Below are 17,070 nucleotides of genomic sequence, written 5' to 3'. Positions count from 1 at the left end.
CTTGTCCTCGCGGAGCGCACCCCTACCTCGCATGCGGAGTTCATCCGGCTGCTGCGGACGTCACGCGCCGTCGTTGTGCCGATCAAGCGCGGCATGCGTCTCTCGGTCGGCCAGCAAACCATCCTCAACAGCATGTTCATCGGCAAGCCGACCATCGTCTCCGACAGCCTCGGCGTGCGTGAGCATGTGAACCACGGCGACGACGCGCTCATCGTCGAGGGCAGCACCGAGAGCTACGCGGCGGCGCTGAGCTGGGTTCTCAACCCCCAGAACCGGGACGCCGTCGCCCGCATGGCAGCAAGAGGCCGTGAACGAGCGAAGGTCTTCAACCGGGAGCGCATCGCAGAGTGCCTCTTCGCTCAGGTCACCGCCCTCATGCCCACGCCGCCGACCGACAGCGCATCCGATCTCATTCCGGTTTCCTCGACTGCGGGCGCAAAGGGAACCTGAGCGCTCGCCCGCCCGAGCATCAACGCAACGAGGTCTTCCATGTTCGATCTAGACGGTGGTTTCCTTGCGATCGCATCGTCGCTGCACGCCTCTCCTTATGTGAACTCGATAGCGCATTATGCGAAATCGATAGCGCTGCGCGCGCGGGCTCACGCACTGATCCCGGGCGGCGCGCACACCTACGCGAAGGGAGACGATCAATATCCCGTGCTGGCGCCCGGCTTCATCGCCCGCGGCAACGGCTGCCATGTGTGGGATGTCGATGGCAACGCGTTCATCGAGTATGGGATGGGCCTGCGGGCTGTGACGCTCGGGCACGGATACCGGCCCGTCGTCGAAGCGGCCTATCGCCAAATGCTTCTTGGCACAAACTTCACCCGCCCCTCTGCGATCGAGGCCGACTGCGCAGAAGCGCTGATCCGGCTGACGAATGGCGGCGAGATGGCGAAGTTCACGAAGGACGGATCGACGGCGACAAGCGCGGCCATCCGTCTGGCGCGCGCCTATACCGGCCGGGATCTCGTTGCGCTTTGCGTCGATCACCCGTTCTTCTCGTATGACGATTGGGCTATCGGCGCGACGCCGATGACCGCCGGCATCCCGGAAGCGGTCAATCGGCTGACCCTCGCGTTTCGATACAACAACCTCGAGAGCGTCGAAGCGCTGTTCGCCGAACATCCGGGCAAAATCGCCGCACTGATCCTGGAGCCGGAGAAGGAGCAAGCGCCTGACGAAGGCTTCTTGTCGGCGTTGCGCGTGCTCTGTCATCGCAACGGGGCGCTCCTCATCTTCGACGAGATGATCACCGGCTTTCGCTGGCCGGACGTCACGGCACAGCGGCATCACGGTGTCGAGCCCGATATCTCGACTTTCGGCAAGGGGCTGGGGAACGGCTTTGCAATCGCGGCGCTTGTCGGCAAGCGTGAGATCATGCGGCTGGGTGGCTTCGATCACGACAGGGAGCGCGTGTTCCTGCTCTCGACGACGCATGGCGGCGAGACCCAGGGGCTCGCCGCGGCACTCGCCGTCATGGGCATCTACAGGACCGAGCCCGTCGTCGAGACACTGGAGCGGCAGGGCCGCCGGCTCGCCGCCGGCGTCAATGATCTGATCACGCATCACGGACTGCATGGCTATTTCGAGCTCTACGGGCGGCCGTGCAACCTGGTCTTCGCCACCCGGGACGCCTCCAAGAAGCCGTCGCAGATCTATCGGACGCTCTTTATGCAGGAGACGATCCGGCGCGGCGTCATCGCGCCCTCCCTGGTCGTCAGCTATTCCCATTCGGATGACGACATCGACCGGACGATCGAAGCGATCGACGGTACGCTTCACGTCTACCGGCGCGCGCTGGAGGATGGGCCCGATAGTTATCTCATCGGCCGACCCGTTCGGCCTGTCTTCCGGAAATTCGGCGATAGATGGTGTCAGCCGGGCGCTGACACCATGTGATGCTAGAGCAGGATGCGAAACAGTGGGAACCGGTTTTTCGCATCGATCCTGCTCTAACTTATTGGTGAGAGACGGATTCAGACTTCAGAGCGCCGCGGTCCAAACGATGATCGGCGGCGGTTCTGGATGCCGGGTTCACCGCTGCGCAATGCCCCGGAATGACGGCGCTCACGGCTCGCTGAAATCGAGCGACAGCAAAGCCTCGTCGAAATAGGCGCCGTCGATGCAGAGCGCCTTCGACTCGATCCCGTAGGGCCTGAAGCCGAGCCGCTCATAGAGCTTGCGGGCGGTGCGGTTGGTGGTGACGACGCGGGCCTGCAGCACGACGACATGGCGCTTCGCCTGTGCGATCGCCGCCGCGACCAGGGCCTCGCCGGTGCCGCGTCCGCGCGCGGCGGGCGCGACATGGACACCCCAGAGCGTGCCGCGATGGCGCGATTTCTCGGAGGAGCCGGCCAGGAAGCCGGCGGTGCCGACGAGTTCGCTGCCGGTAAAGGCGCCGAAGACCAGGCTCGGCGCCGGCGGGGTCAGGCGTTCGGCGAAGCGCTCGAGCGGGCGGGCCGATTCCTCCGTGAGGCTCGCTCCGAAGGCCTCCGGCGTCTCCGCAAGCGCGGCGAGCCGGATGGCGCGATAGGCCTCGGCGTCAGTGGCGGCCAGTGGCCTGATGGTGATGGATGCCTGTTCGGTCATCGGCGGACGAGAGCACAACGCTCCCGTCCGCAGCAAGCCTACCTCAGCGCTTCAGGTTGACGATCACCACGCCGGCCAGCGCCATGGCGCCGCCGAGGATACCGAACGCCGTCGGCACCTCGCCGAGCCAGAAGAAGCTGATCAGCATCGCCGCCGGCGGGACGCAATACTGGAAGTTCGAGGCCCGCGCCGCCGGCAGGCGCGACAGCGTGATCGCCCAGGTGCCATAGGCGACGACGCTCGAGACGACGGCCAGCCAGAGCACGGACCAGAGCGCCTGCACCGGGGCCGTCTGCGCCTGGACCAGCGCGCCGGGCAGGAAGGGCGAGAGCGCGAGCCCGCCGATCGCCATGTTCCAGGCTGCGACCGAGAGCGGCTTGTGGCGCGCGAAGAGCGGCTTCTGGACCACGGTCGAGATCGCGTTGCAGAAGGCGGCGCCGAGGATCAGCAGCACGCTGATGCCGATATTCAGGTCGAGCCCGTTGCCGAGCGCGATGACACCGATGCCGGCGAAGGCCAGCGCCGTGCCGAGCCAGGCGGTGAGGCTGAAGCGCTCGCCGAGGATCAGCATGGCAAGCCCTGCCGTCATGATCGGGTTGGTGTTGATGATGAAGCTCGCCGCGCCGGCGGGTACGACGCGCTGGCCGAGATTGAGCAGGATCGCATAGAGCGCGATGAAGACGACGCCGCCGGTCAAAAGCCGCCAGATGTCGGAGCCGGTCGGCAAGGGCGCGCGCATGACGAGGAGGAAGAGCGCGGCCGGAATGCCGGCGAGCGCGAAGCGCAGGGCCGCCAGCTCGAGCGGGCCGAAGCCGGTGAGCCCGGCCGTGATCGCCGGGAAGGAGGCGGCCCAGGCGATGACGGTGAAGGGCACTGTGAAGAGCAGGACGGGGTCGAGGCGCGAGCCGGAACGGTCGGCGGTGCAGGCGGCGGTGGTCATGTCGGCCTCCAAAGGCGGAACAAGGTTTCCCTGCGATAGACGCCCGAACGAGCTGATTGACAAACGAGTAATTCGATGGCGAGCTGTGAGTATGGATCACAGCTTCAGCTTGCCGCCGCTCGATACGTTGCGCGCCTTCGAGGCCGCCGCCCGCTCGGGCAGCTTCTCGGGAGCGGCCGACACGCTGAACCTGACGCATGGCGCGGTCAGCCGGCAGGTCGCCAAGCTGGAGCACTGGCTGGGCCTGCGCGTCTTCGAGCGCCAGGCGCGCGGCGTCGCCCTGACGCCGGAAGGCCAGCGCCTGTTCCAGCGCACGCAGGAGGCTTTTTCGCTCTTCGCCGATTCGTCCGACCGCTGGACGGAGCAGCGCGGCACGGCCGTGGTGCGTTTCAGCGCCACGCCCTCGGTCTGCTCGCTCTGGCTGATGCCGCGCTGGCAATCGCTCGAAAGCGGCGATCCCAGCCTGCGCATCGTGCTCCAGGTCGACCATCGCCGCGTCGACCTCGACGACGAGGGCATCGATCTCGCCATACGCTGCGGCCGCGGCGGCGCGCCGGGGCGGGTCTCGGTGCAGCTCTTCGAGGAATGGTGCTATCCGGTGGCCTCGCCGGCTTTGGCGCGCGCGATCGGCGAGGGCCGGCCCGAGCGTTTCCTCGACCAGCCGCTGATCCACGATTCCGACGCGGCCGGCTGGCGCGCCTGGTTCAACGCGCAGGGGCTCGACTATCGCCCGCGCCCGCAGGACCGGCGCTTCGAGGATTACAACCTGGTGCTCGACGCCGCCGCCAGCGGGCTCGGCGTCGCGCTGGCGCGCCCGCCTTTGGCGCAGGCCCAGGTCGCGGCCGGCCGCATCGCCGCCGTCGATTCCCGCACCGCGCTCAACCCGGTCTCCTATTGGCTCGACCGCCCGCTCGGCCAGCCCCGCCCGGCGGCGGTGGCGCTGGCGATGCGGATCGCAGAGGCGGCGGGCCTGCCGGCAGCGAAGCTGGCGGCATTCCTGAGGAGCGAGGCGAAGGCGGCTTAGCGGAGGCGATCGACGCTCTTGCCGGGTCGTGGCCGCTATGTCTTTTGACAGTGACACTGACGACCTTACGTGAAGTGGTGATTTCGTTTTCACGACAGCGGGATGCAGCATGAGCGGCGACTTTTCGGCGGATGTGGCGGCTGTCGCGCGGATCGACGCCATTCCGACCATGCTCGATGTCGTCTGCCAAACGACGGGGATGGGCTTCGCCGCCGTCGCTCGCGTCACCGAGGACCGCTGGGTCGCGTGCGGCGTGCATGACGAGATCGCCTTCGGACTCCAGCCCGGCGGCGAGCTCAAGGTCGAGACGACGATCTGCAATGAGATCAGGGATAGCCGTCAGCCGGTCGTGATCGACAATGTCGCCGAGGATCCGCTCTACTGCCGGCATCACACTCCGGCGATGTATGGCATTCAGAGCTATATCTCGATGCCGATCATCCTGCGGGACGGCAGCTTCTTCGGCACGCTATGCGCGATCGACCCGAAGCCCCATCTGCTCAACACCCCGGCGACGATCGGCATGTTCAAGCTCTTCGCGGAGCTGATCGCCTTCCATCTCGACGCCCAGCGGCAGCTCGCCGCGAGCGAAACCAGCCTCGCCGTCGAGCGCCAGAACTCGGAGCTGCGCGAGCAGTTCATCGCCGTTCTCGGCCATGATCTGCGCAACCCGCTTGCCTCGATCGATTCGGGACTTCGATTGATCGGCCGGACCGGCGTGAACGACAAGGCGCAGTCGATCATCGTCATGATGCAGAAAAGCATCGGGCGGATGTCGGAGCTGATCAGCGACGTCCTTGATTTCGCGCGCGGGAAGCTCGGCGACGGCATCCAGCTCGAACGCCGCCAGAGCGACTCGCTTCCCGCGATGCTCGAACTGGTGGTCGGCGAGCTCCAGGCGGCGAATCCCGAGCGTGTCATCGAATCCAGGCTCGGTTTTTCCGGATCGGTGAATTGCGATTCGAACCGGATCGGACAGCTCCTGTCCAACCTGGCCGCCAATGCCATCACTCACGGTGCGTCCGATCAGCCCGTCAAGGTGAGCGCGCGAAAGGACGGGCAGGTCTTCGAGCTCGCCGTCAGCAACAAAGGCGAGCCGATCCCGGCCCTCGTCATGCGCGAGCTCTTCAAGCCCTTCGTCCGTGCGTCGGCGAAGCCGCAGCAGGAAGGACTGGGTCTCGGGCTCTATATCGCCTCGGAAATCGCCAAGGCGCATGGCGGGACGCTGGACGCCGTTTCGGACAGTGACGAAACCCGTTTCACGTTCCGCATGCCGCTCTGAAGGCCTGGTCGTCGCCGCCGTGGCGCGATGGTTGCCAATTGGTAACCGAACGCAACGGGGGATGACCCGAGATGACACAGAACGCTCCGAAAGAAGACGACGATTCCGTTCCGGCCCATGACCGTCCGGTTCTGGGACGGATCAGCAGGGCGCTCGCCGGCGGGGCGGGGGTGCTGGCGCTGACGATCCCGATGGCCAGCCAGGACGCGATGGCCCAGGGCTGGCAGATCACGACGCAATATGGTCCGGGTGTCCGGACCAGCACGCTGCGCAAGCTCGGCTCCGGCGATGGCAGCACGACGGAGCTGAAGAACGGGCCGGCGCCGGGGAACGACTGCCCGGGAACTGCCTTCGAGGTGCTGAACCCGCGCCCCGGCGAGTTCCGCTGCGTCGGCTATGTCGCCCGCTGGTGGTGGCCGTCGCCGTAGAGCAGGCGACGCGCCGGCGGCGCTTCGCCCTGCCTCACCCCATGCTATGGCGTGGCCCTGCGATCTCGCCGCGCTGGCTTGCCCGCGCCATCTCGAAACTGTCGGCGATGCGGCGGGCGCGGATGATGAAGGCCTGCGCGATCTCCGGCGGGCAGAGCTCGCGCGCCGTCGCCTCGAACAAGGCGAGCCAGCGGTCGAAATGCCGGGCTTCGAGCGGCAGGATCAGATGCGGCCGCATCGGCCTGCCCTGGTAGCGGCCGCTGCGCAGCATCACGCTGCTCCAGAAATCGCTGATCTTGCCGATATGGTCGTCCCAATCCGCGACCGCAGCGTTAAAGACCGGCCCGATGACGTCGTCCCGGCGCGCCCGGTCATAGAAGGTGCGCACCAGAAGGCCGATCATCGGCTCGTCGAGATCGGGATGGGCGGCATTGGGGTCGGTCAGCGGATTGTCGGTCATCGGTGTCCCGTCATGGACCGCTCCGGCGACCCGCCACGGCATGTAGGGGTCGCGCTCCGCCCGTCAAGGGCGTCATTCCGGGGCGGGCCGCAGGCCAGAGCCCGGAACCCAGAAACACGGACGCTGGTCGGGAAGCAGCGTACCTTCTCCGGTGAGGCCTGCGGCTCTGGGTTCCAGGCTCGCTGCTGCGCAGCGCCCCGGAATGACGGTGTGGTTCAAGACAACACGCCTTCCACCTCTTTGCGCGACGAGGCGAGGGGCGGAGCATCATGATCGTCCTCCAGCAGCGCCCGCATCTCCTCGGCCAGGGAGAAGAACCTGTCGCGGACCGCCCTGGCATGCGGATTGGCCCGTTCGATCGCCGTGAAGACGTTCGGCGCATCATGGCGGACCATCTCGGTCGCCTGCATCAAGAGGTCGAAGCTCGCCGTGGTCATGCGCTGCGGCAGCGGCTCCATCCTGACCAGGATTTTTGCGATCAGATGGGTCAGGCCCTGGACCATCGCGACCTCGCGGTCATGCGCGTCGGGCGTGGTCATGATCACCTCGAGGCCGAGGGTCTTGCGCAGGAAGGCGGCGACGCGCGGGGCGCTGCGGCCGCGGATCGGGCAGAGCGCGATCTTCAGGCCGCGGATGCCGTGACGGGCGCTTTGCGGGCCGAAGAGCGGGTGGGTGCCGATGATCTCGACATCGTCGGGCAGATCCGCCTGCATCGCCTGGGCCGGCCCGATCTTGACCGAGCCGACATCGAGCACCAGCGCGCCTGCCCGCAAATGCGGCCGCAGCTCGGCGAGCGCCGCCGGAATCGCGTCGACCGGGACGGCGAGGATCACGATGTCGCAGGCGCCCACGCGGCGCGCATCGCAGGGCTCGAGGCCCTTGCCGGACGGGTCGGCCTCGGGCGGCCGGAACGGATCACAGACGCGCAGTGCAAAATGCGGCTGGAGGTGCCGGGCCATGAGGCGGCCGAAGGCACCAAAGCCCATGAGGCCGATGGTGGATACGGTTCTGATCGGGGAGGGCATCGCTTTTTCCTGGAGAGGCCGCGATGCCGGGTGACTGACCTGAATTCAACCGCCATGCGCGGCGGTTGAACATGGAAATGCCACCGCCTTATGAGGACGGGGCGTAATAGTTCCGCGCGAGGAGGCAGGACATGGTCATGGCCCGCATAAACCGCGGGCCGGCCGGGCTGTCAACTCAGAGCTTCGGCGAGTAGTTGGTCAGCGTCATCAGCCGGTCCTCGATGGCGCCGACGAGGTCGCCATGCTCGGCCACGGTGACGCGCTTGATCTCGACCCATTCGGGATCGGCCAGGAGGGCGGTCCAGCCCGCCGTCTTGGTCCCGATGTCGGGCCAGGCCAGGATATAGGCGAACTCGGTTCGGCCGGCGCTTTTCGTCTCCCATGTCGCCACGATGTGAAAGCCGTAGCGCGCCATGATCCGCATCGCATGATCGCGAAAGCGGGCGTGGAAGGCCGCCTTGTTGCGCTCGAAGATCTCGTAGATGCGCAGCTGGTGGATCACGCCGACACTCCCCTACCTTATGCGGCCGCCTTCGCCTTCTCGGCTTCCATCATCTCGACAAAACGCGTGAAGAGATAGTGGCTGTCCTGCGGGCCGGGCGAGGCCTCGGGATGGTGCTGGACGCTGAAGGCCGGGCGGTCGGCAAGCGCGATGCCGCAATTGCTGCCGTCGAAGAGCGAGACATGGGTCTCGGTCGCATTTTCGGGCAGCGTCGCGGGGTCGACGGCGAAGCCGTGGTTCATCGAGACGATCTCGACCTTGCCGGTGGTCTTGTCCTGGACCGGATGGTTGGCGCCGTGATGGCCCTGCTTCATCTTCATGGTCCGGCCGCCAATGGCGAGCGCCAGCATCTGGTGACCGAGGCAGATGCCGAAGGTTGGGATCCTGCGGTCGAGCAGTTCCTTGATCACCGGCACGGCATATTCGCCGGTCGCGGCCGGGTCGCCCGGGCCGTTGGAGAGGAAGACGCCGTCGGGGCTCAGCGCCAGGATGTCGGCGGCGCTGGCGGTCGAGGGCACGACGGTGACCTCGCAGCCGGCCTTGGCGAGCAGGCGCAGGATGTTGCGCTTCACGCCGTAATCGATCGCGACGACCTTATGGGCCGCGCTCTCGCGGGTGCCGTAGCCCGCCGGCCATTGCCAGGGCGTCTCGTCCCAATCGTAGCGCTGGGCCGCGGTGACCAGCGGCACGAGGTCGAGCCCGGCCATGTCGGGCAGGGTGGCGGCCTGCCGCTTCAGCCGGGGGATGTCGAAGACGCCCTCGGGATTATGGGCGAGGACCGCGTTCGGCATGCCGTTGTCGCGGATCAGGGCGGTCAGGGCGCGGGTGTCGATCCCGGCGATGCCGACGATGTTGCGCGCCTTCAGCCAGGCGTCGAAATGGCGGGTGGCGCGCCAGTTCGAGGGCTCGGTGATGTCGGCATGGAGCACGACGCCGCGCACGCCCGAGGAGGCGGCGGCATTGACCGTCTCGGTATCCTCCTCGTTGACGCCGACATTGCCGACATGCGGGAAGGTGAAGGTGATGATCTGCCCGGCATAGGACGGGTCGGTCAGGATCTCCTGATAGCCGGTCATCGCCGTGTTGAAGCAGACCTCGCCCGGCGCCTCGGCAACGGCGCCGAGGCCGAAGCCTTCCAGCACGGTGCCGTCGGCCAGGACCAGCAACGCGGTCGCGCGCGGCTCTGTCCAGCCGCCGGCGGCGGGGTTTCCTTCGGAAGCGCTCATGTCTATGTCTCGTCCAGGCCGCAATGCGGCGCAATCGTTAAGGCGGGGCAGCGGCTTCGCGCTCCGCCGATCTGGAACGCGAGCCTTAAAGACGCGGGTCCGCGCCGTCAATCGAGGCCGGCGCCGGCCTGATAGAAGAAAAGGGAAAGACGATCATGACGAGCCTGCGCGAGCGCTTCAGCGGCGACCTGAAGGAAGCGATGAAAGCCGGCGAAAAGGGCAGGGTCGGCGCGATCCGCCTGATCCAGGCCGCCCTGAAGGACAAGGACATCGAGGCGCGCGGCGCCGGCAAGGGCGAAGCCACCGCCGACGAGATCCTCGCCTTGCTCCAGAAGATGATCAAGCAGCGCCAGGAATCGATCGCGATCTACGACGCCAACAGCCGCCCCGAACTGGCCGCCGGCGAGCGCGCCGAGGTCGAGGTGATCTCGGCCTATCTGCCCAAGCAGATGGGCGAGGACGAGGTCAAGGCGGCGATCGCGGCGGCCGTGACGGAGAGCGGCGCGGCCTCGGTCAAGGACATGGGCAAGGTCATTGCCATCCTGCGCGCCAAATATGCCGGCCAGATGGATTTTGCCAAGGCGAGCGGGCTGGTGAAGGCGGCGTTGGCGGGGTGAGCGGTGCCGGCCGATTTTTGCCGTTCCTCGGCATGGGAGGAGCCCGATGCTGAGGATCGGCAGGGCCGTCGTGCTCGCCGCGTTTCTGGCGGTATCGGCCTCGGCACAGGCGCAGGAGCGCCGCGAGGGCTGGAATTCCGGCTATCAGATGGGGACGTCCTATGCCGGCGTGGCCAGCAATGGCGGGGCGCGCGTCACGTTCTATTGCGGGGACGCCAGGGCGGCGGCCGCGAACCCGGCCATCCGCCGCGGCCCTTCTCTCGAGATCTCGCTATCCAAGGTCTCGAAGCCGAGAGCGGCGGCGGCCAATCTCCGTTTCGTCGTGGACGGCAAGGCGACGGCCATCCCCGTCACGGCCGAAAGCGTTCCCGACGCGGTGAACTTCCACTGGAAGCCGCCGGCCCGTTTCGACGAGACGCGGATGGCGCGCCTGCTGGCCGGCCTGCACAAGGCCGCTACCCTGAGCGTCAAGGTCTACGGAGCGCAAAGGGACATCCCGCTCACGGGCGTCGCGGACGCGCTGAGCGACGAGCTCCTGCGCTGCGATTGAGCTTGTGCTGGATAGCGCCACGTACGTCAGCGCCGACCTGATGATCGAGGCGGGGTGAGCGGCACGAGCCTCGTCACGGCGAATAGCTCGTCCGGCGCAAGGCGCGGTCCTCGATGGCGCCGACCAGCCGTCCGTGTTCGGCCGCCGTCCGGTCCTTGATCTGCGACCATTCCGCGTCCTGCATGAACTGCGCCCAGCTCTCGCGCATGGCCTGTTCGCTCGGCCAGCGCAGGACGTAGACGAATTCGGTCCGGCTTTCGCCCTTCGCTTCCCACATCGCTGCGATGTCGAAGCCGTAGCGCTTCATGATGCGGGCGGCATGGTCGCGGAATCGGTCGTGGAAGGCGGCCTTGTTGCCCTCGAAGATCTCGTAGATGCGCAGTTGTTCGATCATGGTCTGCCGTTCTGTCGCTGAGCTGGGGGTGGCGAAAGCGAGCATGGCGGCTGCTGCGAGCAGGCGCGCTCGTCGCGACGGAAGCTGCATGGCGGATGCTCCTTCGGTGGTGCTGTCCGAAGATTCTGACCGCCCCGACCCTTGCGGTAAAATATATTATTCGTCCCGCTTCGATATGAGCTGCATATCGCCGGCTACCTGCCTGATGATGGCGAGGAAGTTGTCGCGGGCCGGCGAGCGGCGCGTCATGTCCCAGGCGGCGATCAGGTCGAGATGCGTCATTTCCGGCGGCGCCGCGACGGCGATCGGGCGGAAGGCGACGCCGCTGCGCGGCGAGAGCGCCAGCGAGCCCGGAATCAGCGCCACGCCGATGCCGCTGGCGACCAGGCTGGCGATCGTCTGCATCTGCCTGGCCTCCTGCACGATCCGTGGCGAGAAGCCGGCGAGCCGGCAGAGCCCGATGACCTGGTCGTGGAAGCCGATGCCGAGCTGCCGGGGCGTCCCGATGAAATCGTCGCCGGCGAGATCGGCGAGCGTCACGATCTCGTGCCGGGCAAGGGGGTGGTCATCCGGCAGCAGCGCCAGGATCGGCTCGCGGACGAGGCGCTCGCTGGCGAGCTGCGCGACCATGATGCCGGGCTGTCGCATCAGTCCGATATCGGACTCGCCCGCCGCGATGGCGGCGAGCTGCTCGGCGGTGGTCGCCTCGCGCAGCGACAGCTCGATGCCGGGGAAGTCGGCGCGGAAGCGGCGCAGCGCGGCCGGCAGCAGGTCATGGGCCGTGCCGACGAAGGTCACCGAGAGCCGGCCGGCCTGTCCGGCCGCGACGCGTTGCGCCTCCCGGATACCGTCAGCGAGCTGGGCAAGGACGCGCCGTGCCGTGACGAGGAAGGCGGCCCCTGCCGGAGTGAGCGCGACGCGGCGATTGCTGCGCTCGAACAGGCTCAGCCCGAGGGTTTCCTCCAGCTTGCGGATGGCCTGGCTGAGCGGCGGCTGCGCCATATGCAGCCGTTCGGCAGCGCGATGGAAATTCAGCTCCTCGGCGACGGCGACGAACTGGCGCAGCAGCCGCGTCTCGATCATCGGCTGGGGCTTCATGCCCGCTCGATATCGGTCAGCGCGAAATCGTCGCCCTTGTAGAGCAGCGGCCAGCCACGCGCCTTGGCGAGCGCATAGGCGGCGCAATCGCCCATGTTGAGCCGGGCGGCATGGCGGCCCTTGCCGAAGCGGCGATAGGCGTCGAAGGCGAGGTCGGAGAGGGGGGTGTCGAAGGGGACAACTTCGATTTGCTCACTATCCAAGAAATTATCGATGATCTCGACCGGAATTCGCTTTGAGAAAGCCAGGACGATTCGTGCTTCCAGCAAGCTGACGCTCGACATGACGCGGCGCTCGGCAAGCGCCATCACCCGGATAAAGTCCGCTGCCTCAGGCTCGTCCGTAAGACAGGCAACGACCGCAGAAGTTTCGACGACGAGCGTCACCACATGCCGTTCTCGTCATAGCCGATCGCTGCGTCCATCTCATCCTTTGTCATGCCGCGCTCGGCGGGTTTGATGTTATACTTCTTGTAGAGCGCTTCCATCCGCGCAAGCGCTGCGGCCACCCGCCGCTCCTTCTCCTCCGCCGACAACTCGTCCTTGCCCAGCTCGCTCTTCACCGCCTGGCGCACGGCTTCTGTCAGCGTCAGGCCGCGGCGGCGGGCGAGCATGCGCACCGCCTTTTCCGTCTCGGGATCCTTGATGTTGAGCGCCATTGCTGTCTTCCTTTTACGTCTTTTTCTTTATCATGGCGCTGTGGATTGCGCCAATAAGCCGGTACGATTCGAGAACGGCGATTGGCTTCCGCCGCATCTGCGCCCACATAGAAGACAATGAAATTCCCACCCTCCATCCTCGAGGAAATCAAGGCGCGGCTGCCGGTCTCGGCGGTCGTGGGCAAGCGTGTGCGCCTGGCCAAGGCGGGGCGCGAGTGGAAGGGGCTCTCGCCCTTCAATGCCGAGAAGACGCCCTCCTTCTTCGTCAACGACCAGAAGGGCTCCTTCTTCGATTTCTCCTCCGGCAAGAACGGCGACATCTTCAAGTTCGTGATGGAGACCGAGGGGCTCTCCTTTCCCGAGGCGGTGGAGAAGCTGGCCTCCGAGGCCGGTGTCGTCCTGCCCAAGGTCAGCCACGAGGCGCAGGTCCAGGAGGAGCGGCGCAAGGGGCTGCACGAGGTCGTCGAGCTGGCGGCGAAATTCTTCGAGGCCGAGCTTGCCGGCGAGCGCGGCGCCGCGGCGCGGCGCTATCTCTCCGGGCGTGGCCTCGAGGGCGAGGCGCGGCGGCAGTTCCGGCTCGGCTACGGCCCGCCCGACCGCTTTGCGCTGCGCGACCATCTCGCCGGCAAGGGGGTCGGCGCCGAACTGATGATGGAGGCGGGGCTGCTCGTGCATGGCGAGGAGATCGCCGTGCCCTATGACCGTTTCCGCGACCGGATCATGTTTCCGATCCATGACGCGCGCGGCCGGGTGATCGCCTTTGGCGGGCGGGCGATGAGCGCCGAGGTCTCGGCCAAATACCTGAACTCGCCGGAGACGCCGCTCTTCCACAAGGGCAGCCTGCTGTTCAACCACCACAATGCCCGCAAGGGCGCGCATGACACGGGCCAGGTCATCGTCGTCGAGGGCTATGTCGACGTCATCGCCATGACGCTGGCCGGCTTCCCGCAAACGGTCGCGCCGCTCGGCACGGCGCTGACCGAGGACCAGCTCAGCCTGCTCTGGCGCATGGCCGACGAGCCGGTGATCTGCCTCGACGGCGACAAGGCCGGACGCAAGGCGGCGAGCCGCGCGATCGACCTGGCGCTGCCGATGCTGGAGCCGGGCAAGTCGCTCGCCTTCGCGCTCCTGCCGGACGGGCAGGATCCGGACGATCTGGCGCGCGCCGGCGGCAAGGCGGCGGTCGCGGAGGTGCTCGGCGCGGCGCGCCCGCTCGTCGACATGCTGTGGACGCGCGAGGTCGAGGCCGGCTCGCTCGACACCCCGGAGCGCCGCGCCGCCTTCGAGCGAAGGCTGAAGGAGCCCCTCGGCCAGATCCGCGACGAGGCGACGCGCCGGCATTACCGCATGGAGATGGACGAACGGCTGGCGCAGCTTTTCGCGAGCGCGGCCCCAGTGCGGGCGGAGCGGTCGTTCGGCTCGGGCTATCAGCAGCGCGGACGGGGCGGGGGGCGAGGCCAGGGCCAGGGCGGGGCAGGGGGGCGGCCGCTGCCGCCGCTCAAGGCGAGCTCGCAGCTCTCCCGGTCGCGGATCATGGCGCGCGGCCGTGGCGAGGATGCGCGCGAGGCCTTCATCCTGCTGGCCCTGGCGAGCCATCCCGGCCTCGTCCTGCGCTGTGCCGACGAGATCGCGGAACTGGCGCTGGACGGGATGGCGGCCGAGCGTTTCCGGCAGGTGCTGCTCGATGTCGCGCTCGAGGACGGGCTCGACCAGGAGGCGCTGACGCGGCGGCTCGACCAGCCCAAGGTGCGCGAGGCGCAAGGCGCCCTGATGGCGGTCACCGGCCCGGCCGAGCGTCTGAAGCTCGCGCAAGCGGCTGATCCTGAATCGGTTTTTGATTCGATTCGTCAGGCAATCGTCTTGCATCATCGGGCGCGAACGTTACATAGCGAGTTGAAGGCAGCCGAGCGCGCATTGGCTGACGAAGCGACGGAAGCCAATTTCGCCTGGATCAAGGACGTCAAGGCCCGGCTCGAGACGATCGAGGGGACCGAGGCCATGTCCGGGGATTGATGGGCCTCGCGCTTCCGCCGCTGGCGTTTCCGTCGCGCGGCGCTACAGGTGGTTCACGATTCATCAAGGATGATCGGGTCCATCTGACGAGAGATGATTTGGGTGGGGTGAGCGCGCCGGACCAGCGGCCGCGCCGCCCTTTTATGCGTCGGCATGGACGAGATCGAGGTCCCTGTCGCGCGAGAGTGCGGAGCGCTGATTGATGGCGACTAAAGCGAGCGAACGGGAAAAGACCGATCAGGTTGCGCCGGAAGCCCCCCCGACTTCCGATGGCCCCCTGCTCGATCTCACCGATCAGGCCGTAAGGCGGATGATCAAGCTCGCCAAGAAGCGCGGCTATGTCACCTATGACGAACTGAACGAGGTCCTGCCCTCGGAGGAATTCTCCTCGGAGCAGATCGAGGACGTGCTCGGCCAGCTCAGCGAGCAGGGCATCAACGTCGTCGACAACGAGGATCCCGAGGCCGCCGGCGAAGAACGCGCGGCGCGCGGCAAGGATGGCGAGGACGACGAGGCCGAGGGTGGCGACCTGGTCGAGACCGCGCGCTCGGCGCTGCCGGTCGAGGTCAAGCGCAATCTCGAGCCGACCGAGCGCACCGACGATCCCGTCCGCATGTATCTGCGCGAGATGGGCTCGGTCGAGCTCCTGTCGCGCGAGGGCGAGATCGCGATCGCCAAGCGCATCGAGGCCGGCCGCGAGGCGATGATCGCCGGGCTCTGCGAGAGCCCGCTGACCTTCCAGGCCATCATCATCTGGCGCGACGAGCTGGTCGACGGCAAGGTGCTGCTGCGCGACATCATCGATCTCGAGGCGACCTATGCCGGCCCCGACGGCAAGAACCCGGCGCAGCTGCCGGGCGAAGGCGAGAGCGAGGAGGGCGGCGAGGCCGAGGCGTCGAGCGAGGAGGGCGGCGAGACCCCGCCCGACATGGACGACGACGACATCGAGAACAACGTCTCGCTCTCGGCCATGGAAGCCGAGCTCAAGCCGCGCGTGCTCGAGACCTTCGATTCGATCGCCGGCAACTACACCAAGCTGCGCCGCCTGCAGGACCAGGACATCGCCAACCGGCTGGAGAACACCAAGCTCTCGCCGTCGCAGGACCGCAAATACAAGAAGCTCAAGGACGACATCATCACTGCGGTGAAGTCGCTCTCGCTCAACAATAACCGCATCGAGGCGCTGGTCGAGCAGCTCTACGACATCAACAAGCGGCTTATTTCTCACGAGACGAGACTTCTACGACTCGCCGAGAGCTATGGCGTCGGCCGCGAGGACTTCCTCAAGCAGCATGTCGGCGGCGAGCTCGATCCGAAATGGCTGCTGCGCGTCTCGAAGCTCGGCTCGCGCGGCTGGAAGGAATTCGTCGGCGCCGAGAAGGACCGGATCAAGGACCTGCGCGAGGAGGTGCACACGCTCGCCTCCGAGACCGGCCTGGAGATCCAGGAGTTCCGCAAGATCGTGCTGATGGTCCAGAAGGGCGAGCGCGAGGCCAGGCAGGCGAAGAAGGAGATGATCGAGGCCAATCTGCGCCTCGTGATCTCGATCGCCAAGAAATACACCAATCGCGGCCTGCAGTTCCTCGACCTGATCCAGGAAGGCAATATCGGCCTGATGAAGGCGGTCGACAAGTTCGAGTACCGCCGCGGCTACAAGTTCTCGACCTACGCCACTTGGTGGATCCGGCAGGCGATCACCCGCTCGATCGCCGACCAGGCCCGCACCATCCGCATCCCGGTCCACATGATCGAGACGATCAACAAGATCGTGCGGACCTCGCGCCAGATGCTGCACGAGATCGGCCGCGAGCCGACCCCGGAGGAGCTGGCCGAGAAGCTCGCCATGCCGCTGGAGAAGGTGCGCAAGGTCCTGAAGATCGCCAAGGAGCCTATCTCGCTCGAAACGCCGATCGGCGATGAGGAGGATTCGCATCTCGGCGACTTCATCGAGGACAAGAACGCGATCCTGCCGATCGACGCGGCGATCCAGAGCAATCTGCGTGAGACCACCACGCGCGTGCTCGCCTCGCTCACGCCGCGCGAGGAGCGCGTGCTGCGCATGCGCTTCGGCATCGGCATGAACACCGACCACACGCTCGAAGAGGTCGGCCAGCAGTTCTCGGTGACGCGCGAGCGCATCCGCCAGATCGAGGCAAAGGCGCTGCGCAAGCTGAAGCACCCGAGCCGGAGCCGGAAGCTCAGGAGCTTCCTGGACAACTGAGATCGAACGAAAGGGCGCCTCGGGCGCCCTTTCTGCTTTC

General features: G+C 66.9%; 19 protein-coding genes. 9 read left to right on the top strand and 10 right to left on the bottom strand.

Going from position 1 to position 17,070, the window contains the following annotated elements; translation table 11 throughout:
* On the top strand, window positions 1-450 hold a 450-nt coding region (locus tag ACTIF2_RS24010; protein WP_439499655.1), incomplete at its 5' end, for a glycosyltransferase.
* Between the two features lie 39 nt (window positions 451-489).
* Window positions 490-1,902 carry a glutamate-1-semialdehyde 2,1-aminomutase gene (locus tag ACTIF2_RS24005; protein ID WP_439499654.1) on the top strand — a complete coding sequence of 471 codons (1,413 nt, stop codon included), beginning with the start codon at window positions 490-492 and terminating at the stop codon, window positions 1,900-1,902.
* 168 nt (window positions 1,903-2,070) lie between these two features.
* On the opposite strand, the gene ACTIF2_RS24000 is transcribed toward ACTIF2_RS24005, so the two are convergent.
* On the bottom strand, window positions 2,071-2,592 hold the full coding sequence (locus ACTIF2_RS24000; protein WP_439499653.1) for a GNAT family N-acetyltransferase: 522 nt from the start codon (window positions 2,590-2,592) through the stop codon (window positions 2,071-2,073).
* A 43-nt stretch (window positions 2,593-2,635) separates the two neighbouring features.
* Window positions 2,636-3,532: a DMT family transporter gene (locus ACTIF2_RS23995; RefSeq protein ID WP_439499652.1), complete on the bottom strand. Its 897-nt coding sequence runs from the start codon at window positions 3,530-3,532 to the stop codon at window positions 2,636-2,638.
* Window positions 3,533-3,623: 91 nt separating this feature from the next.
* Here ACTIF2_RS23995 and ACTIF2_RS23990 point away from each other — a divergent pair, with 91 nt between their 5' ends.
* The 3 genes from ACTIF2_RS23990 to ACTIF2_RS23980 all read left to right on the top strand — a co-directional run bounded on the left by ACTIF2_RS23990 (window position 3,624) and on the right by ACTIF2_RS23980 (window position 6,266).
* Window positions 3,624-4,556 (top strand): LysR substrate-binding domain-containing protein, encoded by a 933-nt coding sequence (locus tag ACTIF2_RS23990; RefSeq protein ID WP_439499651.1) that lies wholly within the window; start codon window positions 3,624-3,626, stop codon window positions 4,554-4,556.
* A gap of 109 nt (window positions 4,557-4,665) precedes the next feature.
* Complete coding sequence (locus ACTIF2_RS23985; RefSeq protein ID WP_439499650.1) at window positions 4,666-5,838, top strand: GAF domain-containing sensor histidine kinase; 1,173 nt, start codon at window positions 4,666-4,668, stop codon at window positions 5,836-5,838.
* 71 nt (window positions 5,839-5,909) lie between these two features.
* Complete coding sequence (locus tag ACTIF2_RS23980; protein WP_439499649.1) at window positions 5,910-6,266, top strand: hypothetical protein; 357 nt, start codon at window positions 5,910-5,912, stop codon at window positions 6,264-6,266.
* 34 nt (window positions 6,267-6,300) lie between these two features.
* Here the strand turns inward: ACTIF2_RS23980 and ACTIF2_RS23975 are convergent, their stop codons facing one another.
* The 4 genes from ACTIF2_RS23975 to carA all read right to left on the bottom strand — a co-directional run bounded on the left by ACTIF2_RS23975 (window position 6,301) and on the right by carA (window position 9,479).
* Window positions 6,301-6,726, bottom strand: coding sequence for a group III truncated hemoglobin (locus ACTIF2_RS23975; RefSeq protein WP_439499656.1), 426 nt, complete (start codon window positions 6,724-6,726; stop codon window positions 6,301-6,303).
* 215 nt (window positions 6,727-6,941) lie between these two features.
* Window positions 6,942-7,751, bottom strand: a complete 810-nt coding sequence (locus ACTIF2_RS23970) for a prephenate dehydrogenase/arogenate dehydrogenase family protein (protein WP_439499648.1) — start codon at window positions 7,749-7,751, stop codon at window positions 6,942-6,944.
* Window positions 7,752-7,926: 175 nt separating this feature from the next.
* Complete coding sequence (locus ACTIF2_RS23965; protein ID WP_439499647.1) at window positions 7,927-8,253, bottom strand: NIPSNAP family protein; 327 nt, start codon at window positions 8,251-8,253, stop codon at window positions 7,927-7,929.
* A 17-nt stretch (window positions 8,254-8,270) separates the two neighbouring features.
* Window positions 8,271-9,479, bottom strand: a complete 1,209-nt coding sequence (gene carA / locus ACTIF2_RS23960) for a glutamine-hydrolyzing carbamoyl-phosphate synthase small subunit (protein ID WP_439499646.1) — start codon at window positions 9,477-9,479, stop codon at window positions 8,271-8,273.
* Window positions 9,480-9,634: 155 nt separating this feature from the next.
* Between carA and ACTIF2_RS23955 the strand changes: the two genes are divergently transcribed.
* Together ACTIF2_RS23955 and ACTIF2_RS23950 are read left to right on the top strand one after the other, a co-directional pair.
* Entirely contained in the window at window positions 9,635-10,096 is a 462-nt protein-coding gene (locus tag ACTIF2_RS23955) for a GatB/YqeY domain-containing protein (protein WP_439499645.1), read from the top strand.
* Window positions 10,097-10,142: 46 nt separating this feature from the next.
* Window positions 10,143-10,646, top strand: coding sequence for a hypothetical protein (locus ACTIF2_RS23950; protein WP_439499644.1), 504 nt, complete (start codon window positions 10,143-10,145; stop codon window positions 10,644-10,646).
* A gap of 73 nt (window positions 10,647-10,719) precedes the next feature.
* Here ACTIF2_RS23950 and ACTIF2_RS23945 read toward each other — a convergent pair whose 3' ends face one another.
* From ACTIF2_RS23945 to ACTIF2_RS23930, 4 genes are all read right to left on the bottom strand, one after another.
* Entirely contained in the window at window positions 10,720-11,040 is a 321-nt protein-coding gene (locus tag ACTIF2_RS23945) for an NIPSNAP family protein (RefSeq protein ID WP_439499643.1), read from the bottom strand.
* Window positions 11,041-11,196: 156 nt separating this feature from the next.
* Window positions 11,197-12,138, bottom strand: a complete 942-nt coding sequence (locus ACTIF2_RS23940; RefSeq protein WP_439499642.1) for a LysR substrate-binding domain-containing protein — start codon at window positions 12,136-12,138, stop codon at window positions 11,197-11,199.
* Window positions 12,135-12,524, bottom strand: a complete 390-nt coding sequence (locus ACTIF2_RS23935) for a type II toxin-antitoxin system VapC family toxin (RefSeq protein ID WP_439499641.1) — start codon at window positions 12,522-12,524, stop codon at window positions 12,135-12,137. The genes ACTIF2_RS23940 and ACTIF2_RS23935 overlap by 4 nt, the downstream gene beginning before the upstream one ends.
* Window positions 12,521-12,796, bottom strand: coding sequence for a type II toxin-antitoxin system VapB family antitoxin (locus tag ACTIF2_RS23930; RefSeq protein ID WP_439499640.1), 276 nt, complete (start codon window positions 12,794-12,796; stop codon window positions 12,521-12,523). Before ACTIF2_RS23930 ends, ACTIF2_RS23935 begins: the two co-directional genes overlap by 4 nt.
* 117 nt (window positions 12,797-12,913) lie before the next feature.
* Here ACTIF2_RS23930 and dnaG point away from each other — a divergent pair, with 117 nt between their 5' ends.
* Both dnaG and rpoD read left to right on the top strand, forming a co-directional pair.
* Window positions 12,914-14,809, top strand: a complete 1,896-nt coding sequence (dnaG, locus tag ACTIF2_RS23925) for a DNA primase (RefSeq protein WP_439499639.1) — start codon at window positions 12,914-12,916, stop codon at window positions 14,807-14,809.
* A gap of 202 nt (window positions 14,810-15,011) precedes the next feature.
* Window positions 15,012-17,030, top strand: a complete 2,019-nt coding sequence (gene rpoD / locus ACTIF2_RS23920; protein ID WP_439499638.1) for an RNA polymerase sigma factor RpoD — start codon at window positions 15,012-15,014, stop codon at window positions 17,028-17,030.
* The last annotated feature ends 40 nt before the right edge of the window (window positions 17,031-17,070 follow it).

The sequence above is a fragment of the Allobosea sp. genome (assembly GCF_051860145.1).
In the GTDB taxonomy this organism is placed as follows: domain Bacteria; phylum Pseudomonadota; class Alphaproteobacteria; order Rhizobiales; family Beijerinckiaceae; genus Allobosea.
This window is presented reverse-complemented; position numbering and strand designations above follow the sequence as displayed.